This is a genomic window from Winogradskyella sp. (genome assembly GCF_013213975.1).
GTDB lineage: Bacteria > Bacteroidota > Bacteroidia > Flavobacteriales > Flavobacteriaceae > Winogradskyella.
The window spans coordinates 17,988-37,736 of sequence record NZ_JABSST010000025.1 but is presented as its reverse complement, the minus strand read 5'-3'; the positions used below and the strand labels follow the sequence as shown (position 1 = coordinate 37,736).

Below are 19,749 nucleotides of genomic sequence, written 5' to 3'. Positions count from 1 at the left end.
ACTTGCGAACATCATTTGTTGCCAATAGTTGGCAGAGCCCACGTTGCTTACATTTCTAATGGAACTGTAGTTGGTTTATCTAAAATGAATCGTATCGTCGATTATTATGCGAAGCGTCCTCAAGTACAAGAGCGTTTAACCATACAAATAGTAAGAGAACTGCAGCATGTCTTAAATACTGAAGATGTGGCATGTGTTATAGACGCTAAACACCTTTGTGTTAATTCTCGCGGCATTAGAGATATTGAAAGTAGCACCGTGACTTCAGAATTTGGTGGAAAATTCAAAGAAAAAGAAACCCGTCGCGAATTTTTAGATTATATTAATCTAGATACTCAATTTTAGTTGTTTTATCATAGCTAGTTAATTAGCTTTGTCTAAATCTTTATTCAGAATAAGCAGGATGCCTCTATACGAATCACAAAACATAAAAATTTACAATTCCTTAAGTGGAGAAAAAGAACTATTTCAACCCATAAGTAGTGGTCATGTTGGAATGTATGTTTGTGGCCCTACGGTTTACAGCAATGTACATCTAGGTAATGTAAGAACTTTTATGTCTTTTGACATGATTTACAGATACTTTAGGCATTTGGGGTTTAAGGTGCGCTATGTTAGAAATATTACGGATGCTGGACACTTAGAAAATGATGCTGATGAAGGTGAAGATAAGATTTCTAAAAAAGCGCGTTTAGAACAATTAGAACCTATGGAGGTTGTTCAGCGATATACGGTAGATTTTCATAAAGTTCTTGATACGCTTAATTTTCTACCTCCGAGCATAGAACCAACGGCAACTGGACATTTGATAGAGCAAATAGAAATTATTAAAATGATTATTGATAATGGCTTTGCTTATGTTGTAAATGGATCAGTTTATTTTGATGTTCATAAATACAACGAAACTCACGATTATGGGGTTTTAAGTAAAAGAAAATTAGAAGACCTAATTAACAATTCTCGCGAATTACAGGGACAAGGTGACAAGAAAAATCCGCAAGATTTTGCACTATGGAAAAAAGCAGATTCCAAACACATTATGAAGTGGCCATCTCCTTGGGGAGAAGGTTTTCCTGGCTGGCATATAGAGTGTACAGCTATGAGCACCAAATATTTAGGTGAAAATTTTGATATTCATGGTGGTGGGATAGACTTAAAATTTCCTCATCATGAAAGCGAAATCGCGCAAAATGTGGCAGCGAGAGGTATTGCACCAGTAAATTATTGGATCCATACTAATATGTTACATCTTAATGGACAACGCATGGCCAAAAGTACAGGTAATACTGTTAATCCTGACGAACTACTCTCAGGTAAAAATAAATTTTTTACGAAGGCTTATGCTCCGAGTGTTATTAGGTTCTTTAATGCACAATCATCATATAGAAGTATTTTAGATCTTACCGATGATGGTCTGTTGGCTAGTGAAAAAGGTTTTAATCGACTCATGGAAGCGATTAATATACTCGATTCTTTAAACAGCGGAAATTCTTCAACATTTGATGTTTCTGAATGGAGGCAAAAGTGTTATGATGCGATGAATGACGATTTTAATTCCCCAATTTTAATTGCTCATCTTTTTGAAGCTACTAAATTGGTCAATCAAATCAAAGATAATAAGGCTTCTTTGAATTCTGATGATCTCGAATTATTAAAGAAAACAATGAATGACTTTACTTTTGATGTTCTTGGTTTAGTCAATGTTGCAAAAGAAGATTCTAGCGCAGATAAATTAGCTGGTGCTGTTGAAATATTAATTGAATTACGTAATCAAGCAAGACAGAATAAAGATTTTGCGCTTTCTGATAAAATTAGAGACGATCTTGCTGAAGTTGGTATTCAGCTTAAAGATAGTAGAGAAGGAACAACATTCACAACGAAGTAATTGTGAAAAAAATTCTAACATATCCCTTTATATGGCTGATAAAATTCTATCAAACTTTTATATCACCCATAACACCAGCCACATGTCGTTATCAGCCCACATGTTCGCATTATGCAAAGGAGGCCTTAGAAGTTCATGGTATTTTCAAAGGTGGTAAACTAGCTATTAAGCGTATTTTTAGTTGTCATCCTTTAGGAGGAAAAGGATATGATCCTGTGCCACCAAAGGAAGATTAATTATACGTTAATCTCATTTCGAATCTCTTTCAAAATAGTATATTTACAGCATAAAGCAATCGCATATGTACTTACTCCAAATAGAATGGGATCCTATTAAATTTATTGATTTAGGTTTTTTTAAACTACACTTTTATAGTTTAATGTGGATTATCGCTTTTGTAATTGGATTCTACACCATGAAGCCAATTTTTAAAAAGGAAGGTGAATCAAAAGATGCACTAGATGCCTTATTTATTTATTCTGTTTTAGGAATTATGTTGGGCGCACGGCTTGGTCATGTTATATTTTATGAGCCTGAGTTATTTAAAGAGGACTTTTTTAGCATATTTCTACCTTTTAGTTTTAAAGACGGAATTCGCTTCACTGGATTCCAAGGTTTAGCCAGCCATGGTGCTGCTATTGCAATGATTATATCAATGTATTTGTATCGCAAGAAGCACTTATTACATAGATCATGGTTATGGATTTTAGATCGCGTAGTGATTCCGGTTGCCTTAGGAGCTGTTTTTGTGCGCATTGGTAACTTTATTAACTCTGAAATTGTTGGCTTTAAGACAGACAGTCCGTTAGGGGTTATTTTTGTTCAAAACGGGGAGAATTTTGCACGTCACCCGGCACAATTATATGAGGCATTCTTCTACATTTTTGTCTTTATCGGACTCTTATTCTTTTATTGGAGAACCAACAAATCAAAACAAGAAGGCTTTTTATTTGGATTATTCTTAGTACTACTTTGGACCATCAGATTCTTTGTAGAATTTGTTAAAAAAGCACAAGTTGATGGCCGAGACGATTATGTGTGGTTTATGAATACTGGACAAGTATTAAGTGTTCCTCTTATTTTAATTGGACTTTACTTTATGTTCTTCTATAAGAAAAAAGCAGAATAATGCGCATTCAAAAATATCTGTCTTTAGCACTAATTTGTGGAGCTACTCTAAGCACCCTGAGCTGTAAAGAAGAAACTCCTACAACTTCAAAAGACAAAGTTGTGGTTAAATTTAAAAAGGAAGGCACGCTTCAATTAAAAAAGGCTAAAACAGATTCTATTATCCAAACCTTAGATATTGAAATTGCAGATAATGCGTATGAAACTCAAACAGGTTTAATGTATCGATCACAACTTGGACAAAACCAAGGTATGCTTTTTATATTCCCTGATATGCAGATGCGAAGTTTTTATATGAAGAACACAAAAATTCCATTAGACATAATCTATATAAACGATCAAATGGAGATTGTAAGTTTTCAGAAGCATGCAAAACCATTTGATGAAACATCTTTACCTTCTGATGCTCCTGCCAAATATGTTTTAGAAATTAATGCAGGACTTTCAGACTCGTGGCAATTAGAGATGAATGATAAGATTGAGTTTAAATTGTTGAATTAAAAACTTAAAAAACTGATAAATTAAAAAGCCTTTCTTATTCAGAAAGGCTTTTTTTATAATGGAAAATAATTCCTATTTATTCTTCGTCTTCTTCTTTTACTTTAGTCTTTAATGATTCTGCTGCATCACCTTTTTTAGCGGTATCATACATTAATGGTGTAGCGATAAACATCGAAGAATATGTACCTACGATTACACCTACGATTAACGCAAATAACAATCCTCTTAAAGAATCAGCACCAAAAATGAACATTGCTAATAATACTACTAATGTTGTTACAGACGTATTTAATGTTCTACTTAAAGTACTATTTAAAGAAGCATTGATTGTTTTTCCAAACTCCCATGAGGTATGCTCATTCAAGAATTCTCTAATTCTATCGAACACAACCACGGTATCATTAAGCGAGTAACCAATTACGGTCAAGATTGCTGCGATAAAGGCTTGATCAATTTCCATACTAAATGGCATAAACTTCCAAGTTAATGAGAATATACCAAGTACGATTAATACATCATGGAATACAGCTGCTACTGCACCTAAAGAGAATTGCCATCTCTTAAATCTGATTAAGATGTATAGGAATACCACCACTAAAGATCCAAGAACCGCCCAGAACGATGACTTCTTAATATCATCTGCAATGGTAGGACTTACTTTACCTGAGAGCATTTTACCAATCTTCTTATCACCAGATCCTGTATCAAATTCTTCATAAGTCATTCCTTCTGGTAAGAATGGTTTAAGCGCTTCAAATAATTTTGTTTGCACCTCTTCGTCAGCTTCTACAGAATTATCATTCACTTTGTATTTCGTAGAAATCTTTAATTGGTTAGCCGTACCAATCGTCTTGACCTCTGCACTACTAAATACTTCTGGCGCAATTAATATGCTTGCAATTTCCTCCGTACTTACAGGTTGCTCAAAACGCACTTGATAAGTTCTACCTCCAACAAAATCGATACCTTGATCTAACTTATTTGTAAACAACGACACAATACTTGCCGTTAACAAAATACCAGAAATTACATAAGCAATCTTACGTTTCTTTAAGAAGTTAATATTTACATTCTTAAATAATCCCTTTGTCATTGCTGTAGAAAAATCTAAAGAACCGCCTCTATTTACCCACCAATCGATAAGTAATCTTGTTATAAAAATCGCTGTGAATAATGAGGTTAAAATACCAATGATTAAAGTGGTTGCGAAACCTTTAATTGGACCTGTACCAAATACAAATAAAATTAAGGCCGTTAAACCAGTAGTTATATTAGCATCAAGAATAGATGATAAGGCATTTGAGAAACCATCTTTAATGGATTCCTTTTGAGATTTACCCTTAGCCAACTCTTCTCGTATTCGCTCAAAGATAAGTACGTTCGCATCGACGGAAATACCAATCGTTAATACAATACCAGCAATTCCAGGTAAGGTTAATACTGCACCTAAACTCGCTAATACACCAAAAATTAATAAGATATTTAATAGTAAAGCAACATCAGCAAAAATACCTGCTTTACCATAATAGAAAATCATCCAAAGCAATACGAAAACTAAAGCAATTAAGAACGATTTCATTCCACTATCAATAGCCTCTTGACCTAATGAAGGCCCTACCTCATCTGCCTGAATTATCTCTGCAGATGCTGGTAATTTACCAGCTCTTAACACATTAGCTAAATCAACAGCTTCTGTTAATGAAAATGCTCCTGATATTTGAGAATTTCCACCTGAAATTGGACCCGAAGAAACGCTTGGCGCAGAATATACAATATCATCTAATACAATAGCAATATAGCCTTGAGTTTCATATGCAACTTTAGTCATCTCTTCCCAAATCTTAGCACCTTTAGCATTCATTTGCATACTTACTGCAGGTCTACTAATTTGATCATAATCTTGTCTTGCATCTGTAATTACAGCACCACTCAATTGAGGTGTACTGTCTCTGTTACTCTTGATAGCATATAATTCAGAATACTCAGAATCTTTTTGTTGAATTCCCCAAAGGAATTTCACGTAACGCATTTCTGGTGGTAATTGCGCTCTATTTTTAGGATCATTAAGAGCCTCCATTACCTTTTTCTTATCCTTAGCTAAGAACATACCAATTACAGAAGGTACTCCTCCTCTTCCTCTATAACCTAATGGGTTTTGATCTTCGGCAGATACATTAGTAGAATCGGCTTCAATCTGGCCTGTTAAATCATCAATGGTGCTAGACACGCTATCTTCGCTATCCTCTACTCCTTCTTCTTGAGCTTCTTCCGAAGAATTTTCTTGTTCTTCTGCTTTAGCAGCGTCAATTAGAGATTGATTTACAATTCCTAAATAAGGTGCTAAATCTTGTTCTTTATAAGTTTCCCAGAACTGTAATTGTGCCGTTTTTGTAATGATATCTACAACACGTTTTTTATCTCTGGCACCTGGTAATTCTATTAAAATACGTCCAGAGTTTCCTAAACGTTGAATGTTTGGTGACGATACACCAAAACCATCTATACGATTACGTAATACTTCAAAAGCTGAAACAATAGATTCATCAATTTTACGCTCTAATACTGTCTTAACTTCATCGTCAGACATATCAAACGTAATGTCATCACTTAAGTCTCTTGTAGCAAATATGTCTGGCGATGCTAATTGAGTATCTCCTTTGATTGCATCAAAAGCTCTAAAAAATGACTCTAGATAAGACTCTTGTGCGTCCTTTTGTAATTCTTCAGCATCTGCTAGTGCTTTATTAAATACTGCATTCTTACTATTATTTGCTAATCCTTTTAAGATATCTTTTACTGAAATCTGGATAATAGCATTAATACCACCTTTAAGGTCAAGCCCTAACTTCATGGCATTGTCCTCAACCTCGTTATAGGTATATTGAGAAACTCCTAAGTTGTATACTTCGATAGGTTCAAATTCTTCACCGACTTGAATCTTAGAGGTTTTTAAAGAATCTAAATAATCGATTTCTGCCTGAGTCCTTAGATCTTGAAAATCCTTAACGGTCTCATCGTATTTGGCAACGGCTGCCATTTTAGCCTCGTCTTCAATTTGGTTTGCCTTAAATGTAAAAGACAACTGGTAAATACTTACCAAACCAAACAAAAGTGCAAATAGCTTAATAACTCCTTTGTTTTGCATTTTAGTTTTGTTTTACGTCTAATTTTGAAGGCGCAAATATATGTTTTGCACCACAACTAGACAATTATTAAATATTATAAATAAATGTTTTGATTTGTTGATTGATAGAAAATCAGATAAAAGTGTTTGGGAATTTTTACAGATTATGATTCCCTATACTAAAGGCCCAGCCCTAACCTCTGGAATATTATAAACATTACAATCAATATATGTAAATCTATAACGGTATAACTTAAGACCAAGATTGGCCATTAAGGTCGTTTTTTCAGAACTTGATTTTCGTCCTGAGAAATTAAATTTAATGTGATTAAATCGATCACTTTTAGGATTATATTCAGCAATTTGAACTCCGTCAAAATCCCAATCATTTTTAGAATCGACTTTGGTTATTTCTAAAACATCTAATTGAACAAGTTTATTACTACCCTCTTTTGGTAGTTTATTTTCTTGATTTTCAGACTTATGTGATAATTCATAATTGGCATCTGACAGTAGTTTTTTAACTTGGTCTACATGAGATGTACTATGATATGTAATGCGGTATTGACCATTAAGAGTTTCATGAATTTGAATATCATAAACACCAATGCTCTCAAGCTTTGATTGGATAGACTCCAAGGTTTGGGAAGCATCATTATTTGCAGCTTGTGCCTCTGAAAATGCAATAACAATCTGCTGATTTGGGATGACAGGCTGATTTACAAATCTGTTTACCAGAGCGAGTAGAATAATGATAATGCCAATATGTAGCTTGGACCTCATGTCGCAAATATAGGAAAATTAAGGAGTTATTATTAATCCTTCTTAGCTAACTTTTTACTACTTACAAATTTCAATTGAGGTATCATTTGCTGAGAACTTAAAACATTAGAAAAATCGATAGCTTGTTCCAAAGTAAAACTACCAGCAATTTGTGTAAGACCACCTGATATTGGGCCACTAGAAACACTAGGTGCCCTATATACAATATCATTCAAACTAATAGCAATGAACGTTTGAATCTTATAGGCATCATCAGTCATTTTATACCATTGATCACCACCATAGTCATTCATCTTTAAGCTTATTGCTGGTCTTCCCAATTGATCGTAATCTTGTCTTGCTTCGATAATATGGGTTTCATTTACCAGTGCTCTTTCTTTTTGATTGATTACAATTCCGTAGACTTCAAAAAATCCATCCTTTGGTAAACCAAATTTTAATTCAATATCATTGAATTCATCAATAAATAAAGCTTGAATATTTTTTTGTTCGATAAGTGTCTCAATCTCTTATTTATCTTCTTCTAAGAAGATGGGGATTCCAGAATAATTTAGTCCTTGCAGCATCTCAGAAAGTGGTCTTGTGATACTATCTATCTTAGATACACTATCCATTTTCATTAAGAAACCAGCCATATCTTCTTTCTGAAGACATGGCCAAAAGTCGAGTTTACCTTGGTTTTCGACAACTTGATTTACGCTTTCCAAAATAAACCCTTCATTAAGAGTTACCTTAATATCATTATTGGAATTACTACGAACATCTACATTATTATGATACTGTCTCAAACGCTTTTTAATTATCACGAGAGTTGTGGCTATTTTATTTTTTGGGACATTGTCTTTATCTTGAAAGGCATAGGTTAATTCATATTGATTTTTCTGTATCAAACCATTGCATGACAACAGTAAAAACAAACTCAAAAGTGTAAATGTATTTTTCATAATCTGAAATTTATCAAAAAAATAAAGACCGCAATGTTGCGGCCTTTAAATCATATTTTGATGAATTCTAAAACTAGAATTCTAATAAACCATTGGTCTTTTTAACACCTTCTGCACTTTCTGCCATGTGCTGCTTTTCTGCATCACTTAATGGAACATCTACAATACGTTCAATGCCATTTCTACCTAAAATTACTGGAACACCGATACAAAGATCACTTAATCCGTACTCACCATCTAACAGTGTTGAACATGGAAACATTTTCTTTTGGTCGCAAGCAATAGCTTGCACTAAACCACTTACTGCTGCTCCTGGAGCATACCAAGCGGAAGTTCCTAATAATTTTGTTAATGTAGCTCCACCAACTTTAGTATCTTCCTTCACCTGATTTAATCTTTCTTCTGATAAAAACTCAGAAACTTTGATACTATTTCTCGTAGCGTGTGATGTTAAAGGCACCATGCCTTTATCACTATGACCTCCAATTACCATTCCATCGACATCACTAATTGGTGCATCTAAAGCTTCTGCTAATCGATACTTAAATCTTGCAGAATCTAATGCACCACCCATTCCTATAATTCGGTGTTTTGGTAAATCTGTAGTCTTATGAGCTAAATACGTCATGGTATCCATTGGATTACTCACCACAATTAAAATAGTATTTGGAGAATGCTCGACTAAATTTGAAGAAACCGTTTTTACAATACCTGCATTAATTCCAATTAGCTCTTCACGAGTCATACCAGGTTTACGCGGAATACCAGAAGTAATAACACAAATATCGCTATTTGCTGTTTTTGAATAATCGTTTGTACTTCCTGTAATTTTAGTATCAAAACCATTTAGGGAAGCAGTTTGCATTAAATCCATGGCTTTACCTTCTGCATAGCCTTCTTTAATGTCTAATAAAACCACTTCCGAAGCAAAATTCTTTATAGCAATATACTCTGCACAACTTGCTCCTACTGCTCCTGCACCAACTACGGTTACTTTCATTATATTTAATATTTTAATGTGAAACTTGATGTTTTTAACGACTGCAAAATTACAAATAAAAATGCTCTAAACGAAGAAAGCACAAGAGTAAATCTTGTACTTCAACTAATTATCTTATTCGTATTTATTTTATCTATATCCGAAGTTTACACCTGCTGAAAAAGTGTCAAATTCTTAAAGATGATACTCGGCATTTAAACGGAAGAAACCAAATTTTAATTTTGCACATATTGCATCTTTCACTGTAGAAGCCTCACTAGATAAAGAAAATGGATCTGTAATGATTTGACTAGTCAACACAACGCGAGCAACTCTATTATTTCCTATTAGATCCGATTAATACATCCTGTAATATACTCAAGTCCGCCATACAAATTAAAGACAGTGAGTTTCGTCGAAACTGCTAATTAAAAAAACATGCATTGGTATTATGTTCTAATCTTATATTTTTACCTTCAGTACCTAAAGACTCTATGATATTATATGCCCCATCCAAGTGACTGTAAGACATTCTTACGGAGAAGGCTAATGGCCAGATTTTGCCTTCTGACAAACAGTCCATGCATTCCAGTTATTAACCTACAGCATACCTACTTAAGTGCTCTTTGTTTGTATCAATTTTAGGCATAAATTGTGTTTTTAATCGATTTTTTAAAGCATAAAAAAACCACATAAGATATATGCGGTTTTTTAATGAAAATGTTTTACTTGACTACGCGTCTATATTAGCGTAAATCGCATTCTTTTCAATGAACTCTCTACGAGGTGGCACCTCGTCACCCATTAACATCGAAAAGATTCGATCTGCCTCAGTACCGTTATCTATCTGTACTTGACGCATAGTTCTAAACTCAGGATCCATGGTAGTATCCCATAGTTGCTCAGCATTCATCTCACCAAGACCTTTATACCGTTGAATTTTAGAACCATCACCAAAGGTAGACATGATTTGGTCACGTTCTTTATCTGACCAAGCATACTGTTTTTTAGCCCCTTTCTTTACTAAATATAATGGCGGAGTGGCTATATAAACATGACCATTCTCTACTAATTCTTTCATGTACCTAAAGAAAAAGGTCAAGATTAAGGTTGCAATGTGACTACCATCGATATCAGCATCACACATAATTACTATTTTGTGATATCTTAATTTAGACAAGTTTAGTGCTCTTGGATCTTCTTCAGTTCCAATAGTAACACCCAATGCTGTAAAAATATTTTTAATTTCTTCATTCTCAAACACCTTATGCTGCATGGCCTTCTCTACATTAAGAATCTTACCTCTTAATGGCAGAATTGCTTGAAAATTTCTATCTCGACCAGCTTTAGCTGTACCACCTGCAGAATCCCCCTCAACAAGATATAATTCGCATTTTTCTGGATCTTGCTCCGAACAATCTGACAGTTTTCCAGGTAGGCCACCAATACTCATTACCGTTTTACGCTGCACCATCTCACGAGCCTTCTGCGCTGCATGACGTGCTTGAGCCGCTAATATAACCTTCTGTACAATAGTTTTAGCATCTTCAGGATGTTCTTCTAAATAATCCGTAAGCATTTCAGATACAGACTGACTCACAGCGGCAGAAACTTCACGATTACCTAACTTAGTCTTTGTCTGCCCTTCAAACTGTGGTTCTGCAACCTTTACAGAAACAATGGCCGTTAATCCTTCACGGAAGTCATCACCAGAAATGTCAAACTTTAATTTATCTAACATTCCAGAGTTATCAGCGTACTTCTTTAGAGTATGGGTTAAACCACTACGGAAACCTGACAGATGCGTTCCACCTTCATGTGTATTAATATTGTTTACATAAGAATGTAAATTTTCAGCATAAGATGTATTATATACCATGGCTACTTCAACTGGTACACCATTTTTCTCACCTTCAAATGAAATTACATCTTTCATTAAAGGCTCACGATTACCGTCTAAGAACTTCACGAATTCTGGCAATCCATTTTCAGAATGGAATGTCTCTCCTTCAAAAGAACCATCCTCCTTTGTATTACGTTTATCAATAAGGTGAACAGTTATGCCTTTATTAAGGTATGCTAACTCACGCATACGACTCGCTAATGTATCGTAATTATATTCTAAGGTCTGCTGGAAAATCTGAGGATCTGGCTTAAAGGTTACAACTGTTCCTGTTTTATCTGAGTCACCAACAGTTTTTACAGGATATAAGGTTTTACCACGTTCATATTCTTGCTCCCAAATTTTACCATCACGATATACCGTTGCCTTTAAATGCTCAGAAAGTGCGTTAACACAACTGACACCTACTCCATGTAAACCACCTGATACTTTATATGAGTCTTTATCAAACTTACCACCTGCTCCAATTTTAGTCATTACAACCTCTAATGCAGACACGCCTTCCTTTTTATGTAAACCTACAGGGATACCTCTACCATCATCTTCGGTAGTTATAGAATTATCTTCGTTAATGGTTACGGTAATGTTATCGCAATGCCCTGCAAGTGCTTCATCAATTGAGTTATCCACCACCTCATACACCAAATGGTGTAAACCTCTTACTCCTACATCGCCAATATACATTGATGGACGCATACGCACGTGCTCCATACCTTCGAGGGCCTGAATGCTATCTGCGCCATATTTTTTCTTGTTTTCTTCGCTCATAATTATATTTTAAACATGATTTGTCAACACAAAAAAAGACGCTTAAGCGCATCTTTTAAGTACACACAAATATAACAATAAATAAAGCCCTTTAAAAGCATTTCATAGAGTTTATGCACTAATTATCAACAATTGTTAATTACAATAAAGTTTCTTAAAACGTCTAAAAACCACCTTAAAATCAATTTCAATCATTTTACACTACAATGTCCAGATAAAAAACAACAAAAGTCTCTTAAACCTAATTTTTAGCATTCTGCATTTCTCAAAAAATCAAAATTTAAAGCTAAAATGTGTTATAGCTATATCCCACTTCCAAATTAAAAACACAATCAATAACTGGAGACCATTAAATGATAACAGCATCATAAAAAATGACAAGCATAAATCAAATGTAACTGAATATATAATAAAAGAAGATGCTTTCGTTTTTATTACTACTTATAAAATATCGCGTAGCCCATTTATTTCCTAAATGCAATCCTATTGTAAAAATAGGGTTTTAGATTTTGTGAACCCTATTGTAAAGAATAAGTGATCTATTGAGATAGTTGCTCTTAACATGACAACCATTCCTAAACTATATAAAACACAAGTATCAATAACACAATAAGGGTGAATAAAACACTGAATATCATATTTGTCAATTCACATTTGAAACCACAATTATTTCCTTAAAAAGACAAGCACCAAATACCAAGTCTTCTTTGTCAGCTTGAGGTAAAATTTATTTCAGTGCAGTTAAAGCGGCTTTATAATCAAAATTTAAAGACAATTCAATAAATTCAATACCCTCAAGCGATCTCAAAATACGTGCACTAAAAAATATCACGACACAAAAAAAGTATAAAAGTGAAAAAGACAGATTTCTTAGATCAAAATTTAAAGCAGCTACCTTCCAAGACCTCTTTAAGGTTTTGAATAAATAATAAGTCCTTAATATTAAAAGTAACGAGCCGTAAATGAAAAATACCACTTAACTATTTCACGATTAACAACAACCTTACACAACAGCGCTAACTCCTTTAGAACACGCATTCGAATAAACTTTTGTAAAACTGGATACTTTTTATATCTAGTCATGTAAGCTTAATTTATGCTATTGCTTTACCGCCATTCAAGATTTAATATTTAACACAAAGGCCTCAAGAACAATAATCAACCAGCAGACAAGATGAACAAAGGCAAATCAAATGACAAATTGAAAGATGCTTTTCTTGTTAGGAACAACAAAACCAAAGAAGGCATATCCATGAAAGGTTACAATAAATTACCGTTGTACCGCCTTTATTTTGGATCATGAAGTATTGTAAAATCCTCAACTTCAACACAAAGACCAACTGTTAAAAATTTGATGGTTTGTAAATATAGATTAACATCTTTCTTTTCTATATGCTATATGTGACACACAGAAAACAAAAGAGGCTATAAGGTATAATTTATCTAAAATCTAATTTTAAACCCTAAAAAAGGGACGCACCATAACTCGCCCTTTAATTGAAGCATATAAATTCTTGCGTGCTTTTATAAATTTTGAAGGCTACATCTTCAAAATTCGAAGTAGATTAATATGCATCTTCATGTACTTTAGCAACAGCTCGTCCTGATGGATCATTCATGTTTTTAAATGCTTCATCCCACTCCAAGGCAATTTTTGTGCTACAAGCAACACTTGGTTCTTGAGGCACACTCAGCGCCGCAGCATCACTTGGGAAGTGACCCTCAAATATTGTTCTATAGTAATATTCTTCTTTATTCTGTGGCGTTTGAATTGGGAAACGGAAATGTGCATTTGCCAATTGTGCGTCACTAATTTGTTCTTCAACCAATTCCTTTAAAGTGTCAATCCAACTGTAGCCTACGCCATCACTAAACTGTTCTTTTTGTCTCCACGCTACACTTTCTGGCAACATATCTTCGAACGCTTTACGTACAACCCATTTTTCCATTCGCTCATCGTTAATCATTTTATCTTGTGGATTGATCCGCATTGCGACATCCATAAACTCTTTATCTAAAAATGGTACACGACCTTCAATGCCCCAAGCAGCTAGACTCTTATTTGCTCTAAGACAATCGTACATATGCAATTTACGCAACTTACGTACAGTTTCTTCATGAAACTCCTTTGCATTAGGGGCCTTATGGAAGTATAAATAGCCCCCAAATAATTCATCTGCGCCTTCTCCTGATAGCACCATTTTTATACCCATAGATTTAATAACACGAGCCATTAAATACATTGGTGTACTCGCTCTAATAGTGGTAATATCATAAGTTTCTAACTGATAAATAACATCTTTAATAGCATCTAATCCTTCTTGAATAGTAAACTGTATTTCATGATGAACTGTACCAATATGATCCGCAACTTTTTTGGCTGCTACCAAATCTGGAGAACCCTCCAAACCAACAGAGAAACTGTGTAATTGTGGCCACCATGCTTGTTCTTTATCATTGGCCTCAATACGACGTTGCGAATACTTCTTAGCAATTGCCGATGTTACTGAAGAATCTAATCCACCTGATAATAAAACACCATAAGGAACATCACTCATTAATTGTCTATGTACAGCATCTTCAAGCGCTTGTCTTACCTCAGCAATACTTGTTTCATTTTCTTTAACTGCTTCATAGTCGTCCCAATTACGTTTATACCATTGCACTAACTCTCCATCCTTGCTACTCATATAATGTCCTGGAGGAAATAATTCAATCTTAGTGCACACACCCTCAAGTGCTTTTAATTCTGAAGCTACGTAAAATGTACCGTGCTTATCCCATCCCATATATAACGGAATAATACCCATGTGATCTCTTGCGACAAAATATTCATCTTTATCAACATCATAAATAGCAAAACCAAAAATACCATTCATCTCATCTACAAAATCAACTCCTTTCTCTTTATAAAGTGCTAAAATGACTTCACAATCACTTTCTGTTTGAAACTTATAATCTGTAAATTGTGCGCGCAAAGCTTTGTGGTTGTATATCTCACCATTTGCCGCTAAAACTAACTTTTTATCCTCACTAAATAAAGGCTGTTTCCCTGAAGCTGGATCTACTATTGCTAATCGCTCGTGAGCCATTACAACCTTATCATCACTGTAGATACCGCTCCAATCCGGTCCTCTATGTCGGATACTTTTAGCCATTTCTAAGACTTGAGGTCTTAACGTTTCTGATTTTTGCTTTATATCAAATGCACATACAATTCCGCACATAACTTTTTGTTTTAATATTAATTATGAAGCAAATATGATATGAAACTTTCATTTATGAAACATAAAATACTTTATTAGTTAAATTTTTTAATCTTAATACTTTATTTTAATAAATATTGAAAGTATACACCTTAATATTTCTGTATTAAGTTTTAATCTGTAAACTTTAATATTTCTTTACGACCTTTCGCTTATAACAAACCTTAATTTTACGGCAAACAAAATCACATTTTATGAAGACAACTAAACTAATTGCAACCATTGCCTCTGTATTTATGATGTTAATCTCCTTTAATGCAGAAGCACAAAAATTTCGAGGCTTAGATAAAAGCCCATTAGACGTTACCTATTTCAGAACATCCAGAAATGCAGCACCAGATGCAAGAGTAATTTACAGTAGACCTCAACTAAAAGGGCGGACTGTTGAATCTTTAGTTCCTAATGGAAAAGTTTGGCGAACAGGAGCAAATGAATCTGTAGAAATAACTTTTTACAACGACACAAATTTTGGTGGTGAGACTATTAAAGCTGGTACTTATTCTTTATTTACTATTCCAGGGGAGAAAGAATGGACCATTATTTTAAATAGTGACCTGCACGCTTGGGGATCTTACGCTTACAATGAGAATAATGACATAGCGAGATTTAATGTACCGGCAAATGAAGGGAAAGACTCTATCGAAGCATTTTCCATGGCTTTTTCTAAAGATAGTTTAGATTTAGGATGGGGAACATTAAGGCTTTCGATTCCTATCAGCAAATAAAACAACTGAAAAAATAAAAAAGCCTTGAGTTCTCAAGGCTTTTTATTAAGGTATATTCAAATACTTATGTGTTTGTAACGAAACTTTCCAATGAGGGTTAGCCATAACATAATCAACAATCTGCGGCATCATTTTTTCGCGTTTACTCCATTCCGGCTGTAAATACAAAATACAATTATCATTGACTTTAGCCGCCTCTTCTTCAGCAAAGTTAAAGTCATCTTTATTATATACTATACATTTTAATTCGTGTGCCTTATCGTAGATTTCACCCTGAGGTCGTTTAATTTTTTTAGGTGATAGGCAAATCCAATCCCATTGTCCTGTGAGCGGATAAGCACCAGACGTTTCAATATGGGTTTGTACCCCTTTAGATTTTAGTTGCTCAGTTAAAGGCCCCATATCCCAAGTTAACGGCTCACCACCCGTTACAACAATTATATCGCTATACTTAATTGCATTTTCTACAATTTTTGTTGTTTCAGTTGCTGGATGTAATTCAGGCAACCAACTTTCCTTTACGTCGCACCAGTGACATCCAACATCACATCCACCAATTCTAACGAAATAAGCAGCGGTTCCTTTGTGGTATCCTTCACCTTGGATGGTATAAAACTCTTCCATTAAGGGTAGCAAATGCCCTTGATCTATTAGTTGTTGGCGTTCTCTTCTAGTCATAGACTACAAAGATAGTCTATTCATTTAAAGTACATCTATTTTGCAGCGATAACATCAATTTCTATAGAAGCTCCACCAGCTAAGCCAGAAGCAGCATATGTTGTTCTTGCAGGCTTCTTAGTAAAGTAAGTAGTATACACTGCATTAAAGGCTTTAAAATCATCTATATTCTTTAATATTACTGTACATTTTACAACCTCATCCAAAGACAAATTATGATATTCCAAAACGTCCTTTATATTTTCAATAACTTGTTTGGTTTCTGCTTCAATTCCCCCTGAAACTAATTCGCCTGTTTTGTGGTTTTTCCCTATTTGGCCTGTTAAAAACAATAATTCTTCTGTTTCAACAGCATCACTAAACGGCACATTAACGCGGCTTGGCTCATGAGATTGATGAAAAATAATTTCGAACTTTTTCCCTTCACAGGTCAAAAAATTCGTAAACATTAGAACGAAAAAAATTGAATAGAAAGTCTTCATGTCATCTTGTTTTATACTTGTCTAAATTTACAGTATTTTTATACAAATTTTTGATTCATGACGAATTCTGAAAAATTCATAAAAGACATTGCCGACGGTAACACATTTAAAGGTGATTTCATCACTTTAGGTGCGGCAATGCTTGATGGCGAGACAAAAACAAATTCATTTGTGAACGTTCCCTTGAAAACCATGAATCGACATGGTTTAATTGCTGGTGCCACAGGTACAGGGAAAACCAAAACACTGCAAGTTCTAGCTGAAAATTTATCAGAAAAAGGGGTTCCTGTTTTATTAATGGATATCAAGGGTGACTTGAGTGGATTAGCTAAGGCGAGTCCTGGACATCCTAAAATTGATGAACGTCATGAAAAAATTGGTCTTAAGTTTAACCCTAAATCATTCCCAGTTGAAATACTGACGCTCTCAGAACAAGATGGAGTTAGACTAAGAGCAACAATTAGTGAATTTGGCCCCGTATTAATTTCACGAATTCTTGGTGTTACAGAAACCCAAGCAGGAATTATTTCAGTTATTTTTAAATATTGCGATGACAATAAACTACCGCTTCTAGACCTTAAGGATTTCAAAAAAATACTTCAATATGCCACTGGTGACGGGAAGAAAGAATTTGAAGAATCTTATGGTCGCATATCCACAGCATCAACAGGTGCCATACTTAGAAAACTCATTGAAATTGAACAACAAGGCGGTGATTTATTCTTTGGTGAAACCTCATTCGACACTCAAGATTTACTTCGAATAGATGAAAATGGTAGAGGATATATAAACATTATTAGATTAACAGACATCCAAGATAAACCTAAGTTGTTTTCAACATTTATGTTGAGCCTTTTAGCAGAAATTTATTCTACATTTCCTGAACAAGGAGATAGCGGACGTCCCGAGCTGATTATGTTTATTGATGAAGCTCATTTAATTTTTAATGAAGCTTCAGATGCATTACTTAATCAAATCGAAAGTATTGTGAAACTTATCCGTAGTAAAGGTGTTGGATTATACTTTGTAACGCAGAACCCTACCGATGTACCAGAAGCGGTTTTGGGTCAGCTAGGATTAAAAGTTCAGCATGCCTTAAGGGCGTTCACAGCTAAGGATAGAAAAGCCATTAAATTGACAGCTCAAAACTATCCAGATACTGAATATTATGATACAGCCGAGGTTTTAACCTCACTTGGCATTGGGGAAGCTTTAGTGTCTGCATTAGATGAAAAAGGCAAACCAACTCCTTTGGCCGCGACAATGATGCGCGCTCCAATGAGCCGCATGGATATTCTAACAGAATCTGAACTTGCTAGTTTACTAGCACAGTCTCAATTGGCTAAAAAATATAACAAAGAAGTTGATAGAGAAAGTGCTTATGAAATGCTTAACGAAAAAATAAAGCAGGCCGAAGCCGAAGAAGCAAAACGAAAAGCAGAAGCTGAAAAGGAAGCACTTAAGAACGCTGAACGTAATAGAAAAACAAGTCCTAGTAGACGACGCAGTAATAGACAAAATCCTATTGTAAAAGTCTTATCTAGCCCAACAGTTATCCGAAGTGTACTGGGCATATTAACCAAAATACTTAAATAATCTAACCCTAAATCCTAACTATGAAGAAAGTTTTAATCGTTCTTTTTATTTGTGCATTATTAATTACAAGCTGTAACAAAAACAAAGCTCTTGATCCATTTTTAATAGAAAAACATCACATCGGATTACTTACGGACTCCACACAAGTTAAAGACCTTGATGCCGTTTTCATAAACGATTCCGTGGTACGTTATATTGCTGGAGATGAATTTACTGGCTCAGTAAACACTATTGAAATCTTTGAAAAAGGAGGTCAAAAATTATTAGATTTATCGCCAAAAGAAGCGCTAGATTCAACTTCTGTTATTTCTAGTGTTAGAATTTATGACGAGCGCTACAGAACTGAAAAAAATATTTCAACACTGAGTACATTTAAAGATTTAAAAGCTGCGTATAAGATTTCAAAGATTGACAACCTAATTAATTCTGTGCTAGTTTCTGTGAACGAAATCAATGCTTCTTTTACCATAGATAAAAGTGAATTACCAGGTGGCTTGCGTTTTGATATGGATGCGACTATTGATGCAATTCAAATCCCTGAAAAAGCAAAAATCAAATTTTTCATTTTGCACTGGTAATTATAAAGCACCGAACTTTATATTCTTAATCCTATGAAAAAGAAAAAAAAATACACGGCTCAAGTGTCACCATTTGTAGTACCAGCAGATGATGGTAAGATCATTAAAGAGCATTTTGGACTGGCAAGTGATGGCAGTGAAGAATTAAGTATCGCTCATATGACTGCACCTCCAGGCTGGAGTGAACCTTTCCAAACTCCAGAATTTGATGAGTACACCTTCATAATCAAAGGAAAAAAGCAATTTATCATTGATGATAAAATCATTGTTCTAGAGGCAGGTCAATCTATAAAAATTAATAAGCAAACAAGAATTCAATATTCAAATCCATTTACTGAGCCGTGTGAATATATTGCAATCTGTTTACCTGCATTTTCTATAGAGGCTGTAAACAGAGAATCGAATTGAC

The 19,749-nt window shown here is 34.5% G+C and carries 20 protein-coding genes; 9 read left to right on the top strand and 11 right to left on the bottom strand.

What is annotated here, in order from left to right; translation table 11 throughout:
• From HRU49_RS05360 to HRU49_RS05340, 5 genes are all read left to right on the top strand, one after another.
• On the top strand, positions 1-345 hold a 345-nt coding region (locus tag HRU49_RS05360; RefSeq protein WP_296354925.1), incomplete at its 5' end, for a GTP cyclohydrolase I.
• Between the two features lie 58 nt (positions 346-403).
• Positions 404-1,885 carry a cysteine--tRNA ligase gene (gene cysS, locus HRU49_RS05355; protein ID WP_296354923.1) on the top strand — a complete coding sequence of 494 codons (1,482 nt, stop codon included), beginning with the start codon at positions 404-406 and terminating at the stop codon, positions 1,883-1,885.
• Positions 1,886-1,887: 2 nt separating this feature from the next.
• Complete coding sequence (yidD, locus tag HRU49_RS05350; protein WP_296354920.1) at positions 1,888-2,121, top strand: membrane protein insertion efficiency factor YidD; 234 nt, start codon at positions 1,888-1,890, stop codon at positions 2,119-2,121.
• A gap of 65 nt (positions 2,122-2,186) precedes the next feature.
• Positions 2,187-3,014 (top strand): prolipoprotein diacylglyceryl transferase, encoded by an 828-nt coding sequence (gene lgt / locus HRU49_RS05345; protein ID WP_296354918.1) that lies wholly within the window; start codon positions 2,187-2,189, stop codon positions 3,012-3,014.
• Positions 3,014-3,514: a DUF192 domain-containing protein gene (locus HRU49_RS05340; RefSeq protein ID WP_296354917.1), complete on the top strand. Its 501-nt coding sequence runs from the start codon at positions 3,014-3,016 to the stop codon at positions 3,512-3,514. The genes lgt and HRU49_RS05340 overlap by 1 nt, the downstream gene beginning before the upstream one ends.
• A 76-nt stretch (positions 3,515-3,590) precedes the next feature.
• Here HRU49_RS05340 and secDF read toward each other — a convergent pair whose 3' ends face one another.
• The 9 genes from secDF to asnB form a co-directional block, all read right to left on the bottom strand.
• On the bottom strand, positions 3,591-6,659 hold the full coding sequence (gene secDF, locus HRU49_RS05335; RefSeq protein WP_296354915.1) for a protein translocase subunit SecDF: 3,069 nt from the start codon (positions 6,657-6,659) through the stop codon (positions 3,591-3,593).
• 153 nt (positions 6,660-6,812) lie between these two features.
• Entirely contained in the window at positions 6,813-7,421 is a 609-nt protein-coding gene (locus HRU49_RS05330; protein ID WP_296354912.1) for a hypothetical protein, read from the bottom strand.
• A 32-nt stretch (positions 7,422-7,453) separates the two neighbouring features.
• Entirely contained in the window at positions 7,454-7,741 is a 288-nt protein-coding gene (locus HRU49_RS05325) for a hypothetical protein (protein ID WP_296354911.1), read from the bottom strand.
• A gap of 189 nt (positions 7,742-7,930) precedes the next feature.
• A complete protein-coding gene (locus tag HRU49_RS05320; RefSeq protein WP_296354909.1) occupies positions 7,931-8,365 on the bottom strand; it encodes a hypothetical protein in 435 nt (144 codons plus the stop codon).
• Positions 8,366-8,438: 73 nt separating this feature from the next.
• Positions 8,439-9,365, bottom strand: coding sequence for a malate dehydrogenase (gene mdh, locus HRU49_RS05315; protein WP_296354907.1), 927 nt, complete (start codon positions 9,363-9,365; stop codon positions 8,439-8,441).
• 174 nt (positions 9,366-9,539) lie between these two features.
• Entirely contained in the window at positions 9,540-9,692 is a 153-nt protein-coding gene (locus HRU49_RS14670) for a hypothetical protein (protein ID WP_363146320.1), read from the bottom strand.
• A 76-nt stretch (positions 9,693-9,768) separates the two neighbouring features.
• Positions 9,769-9,927 carry a hypothetical protein gene (locus HRU49_RS05310; RefSeq protein ID WP_296354905.1) on the bottom strand — a complete coding sequence of 53 codons (159 nt, stop codon included), beginning with the start codon at positions 9,925-9,927 and terminating at the stop codon, positions 9,769-9,771.
• A gap of 150 nt (positions 9,928-10,077) precedes the next feature.
• Positions 10,078-12,015 (bottom strand): DNA topoisomerase (ATP-hydrolyzing) subunit B, encoded by a 1,938-nt coding sequence (gene gyrB / locus HRU49_RS05305; protein WP_296354903.1) that lies wholly within the window; start codon positions 12,013-12,015, stop codon positions 10,078-10,080.
• Positions 12,016-13,580: 1,565 nt separating this feature from the next.
• Entirely contained in the window at positions 13,581-15,242 is a 1,662-nt protein-coding gene (gene asnB, locus HRU49_RS05300; RefSeq protein ID WP_296354901.1) for an asparagine synthase B, read from the bottom strand.
• A 233-nt stretch (positions 15,243-15,475) separates the two neighbouring features.
• Here asnB and HRU49_RS05295 point away from each other — a divergent pair, with 233 nt between their 5' ends.
• The gene (locus HRU49_RS05295; RefSeq protein WP_296354899.1) at positions 15,476-16,006 is read left to right on the top strand and encodes a DUF2911 domain-containing protein; all 531 of its coding nucleotides are present in this window, start codon (positions 15,476-15,478) and stop codon (positions 16,004-16,006) included.
• A 45-nt stretch (positions 16,007-16,051) separates the two neighbouring features.
• On the opposite strand, the gene HRU49_RS05290 is transcribed toward HRU49_RS05295, so the two are convergent.
• Together HRU49_RS05290 and HRU49_RS05285 are read right to left on the bottom strand one after the other, a co-directional pair.
• The gene (locus tag HRU49_RS05290) at positions 16,052-16,684 is read right to left on the bottom strand and encodes a 7-carboxy-7-deazaguanine synthase QueE (RefSeq protein WP_296354897.1); all 633 of its coding nucleotides are present in this window, start codon (positions 16,682-16,684) and stop codon (positions 16,052-16,054) included.
• A gap of 35 nt (positions 16,685-16,719) precedes the next feature.
• Complete coding sequence (locus HRU49_RS05285) at positions 16,720-17,133, bottom strand: Rid family detoxifying hydrolase (protein ID WP_296354895.1); 414 nt, start codon at positions 17,131-17,133, stop codon at positions 16,720-16,722.
• Between the two features lie 90 nt (positions 17,134-17,223).
• Between HRU49_RS05285 and HRU49_RS05280 the strand changes: the two genes are divergently transcribed.
• The 3 genes from HRU49_RS05280 to HRU49_RS05270 are packed head-to-tail and all read left to right on the top strand — an operon-like array spanning position 17,224 to position 19,748.
• On the top strand, positions 17,224-18,762 hold the full coding sequence (locus tag HRU49_RS05280) for a helicase HerA-like domain-containing protein (RefSeq protein WP_296354893.1): 1,539 nt from the start codon (positions 17,224-17,226) through the stop codon (positions 18,760-18,762).
• A 20-nt stretch (positions 18,763-18,782) separates the two neighbouring features.
• Complete coding sequence (locus HRU49_RS05275; protein WP_296354891.1) at positions 18,783-19,340, top strand: hypothetical protein; 558 nt, start codon at positions 18,783-18,785, stop codon at positions 19,338-19,340.
• 33 nt (positions 19,341-19,373) lie between these two features.
• Positions 19,374-19,748 (top strand): cupin domain-containing protein, encoded by a 375-nt coding sequence (locus HRU49_RS05270; protein ID WP_296354889.1) that lies wholly within the window; start codon positions 19,374-19,376, stop codon positions 19,746-19,748.
• Position 19,749 lies beyond the last annotated feature (1 nt).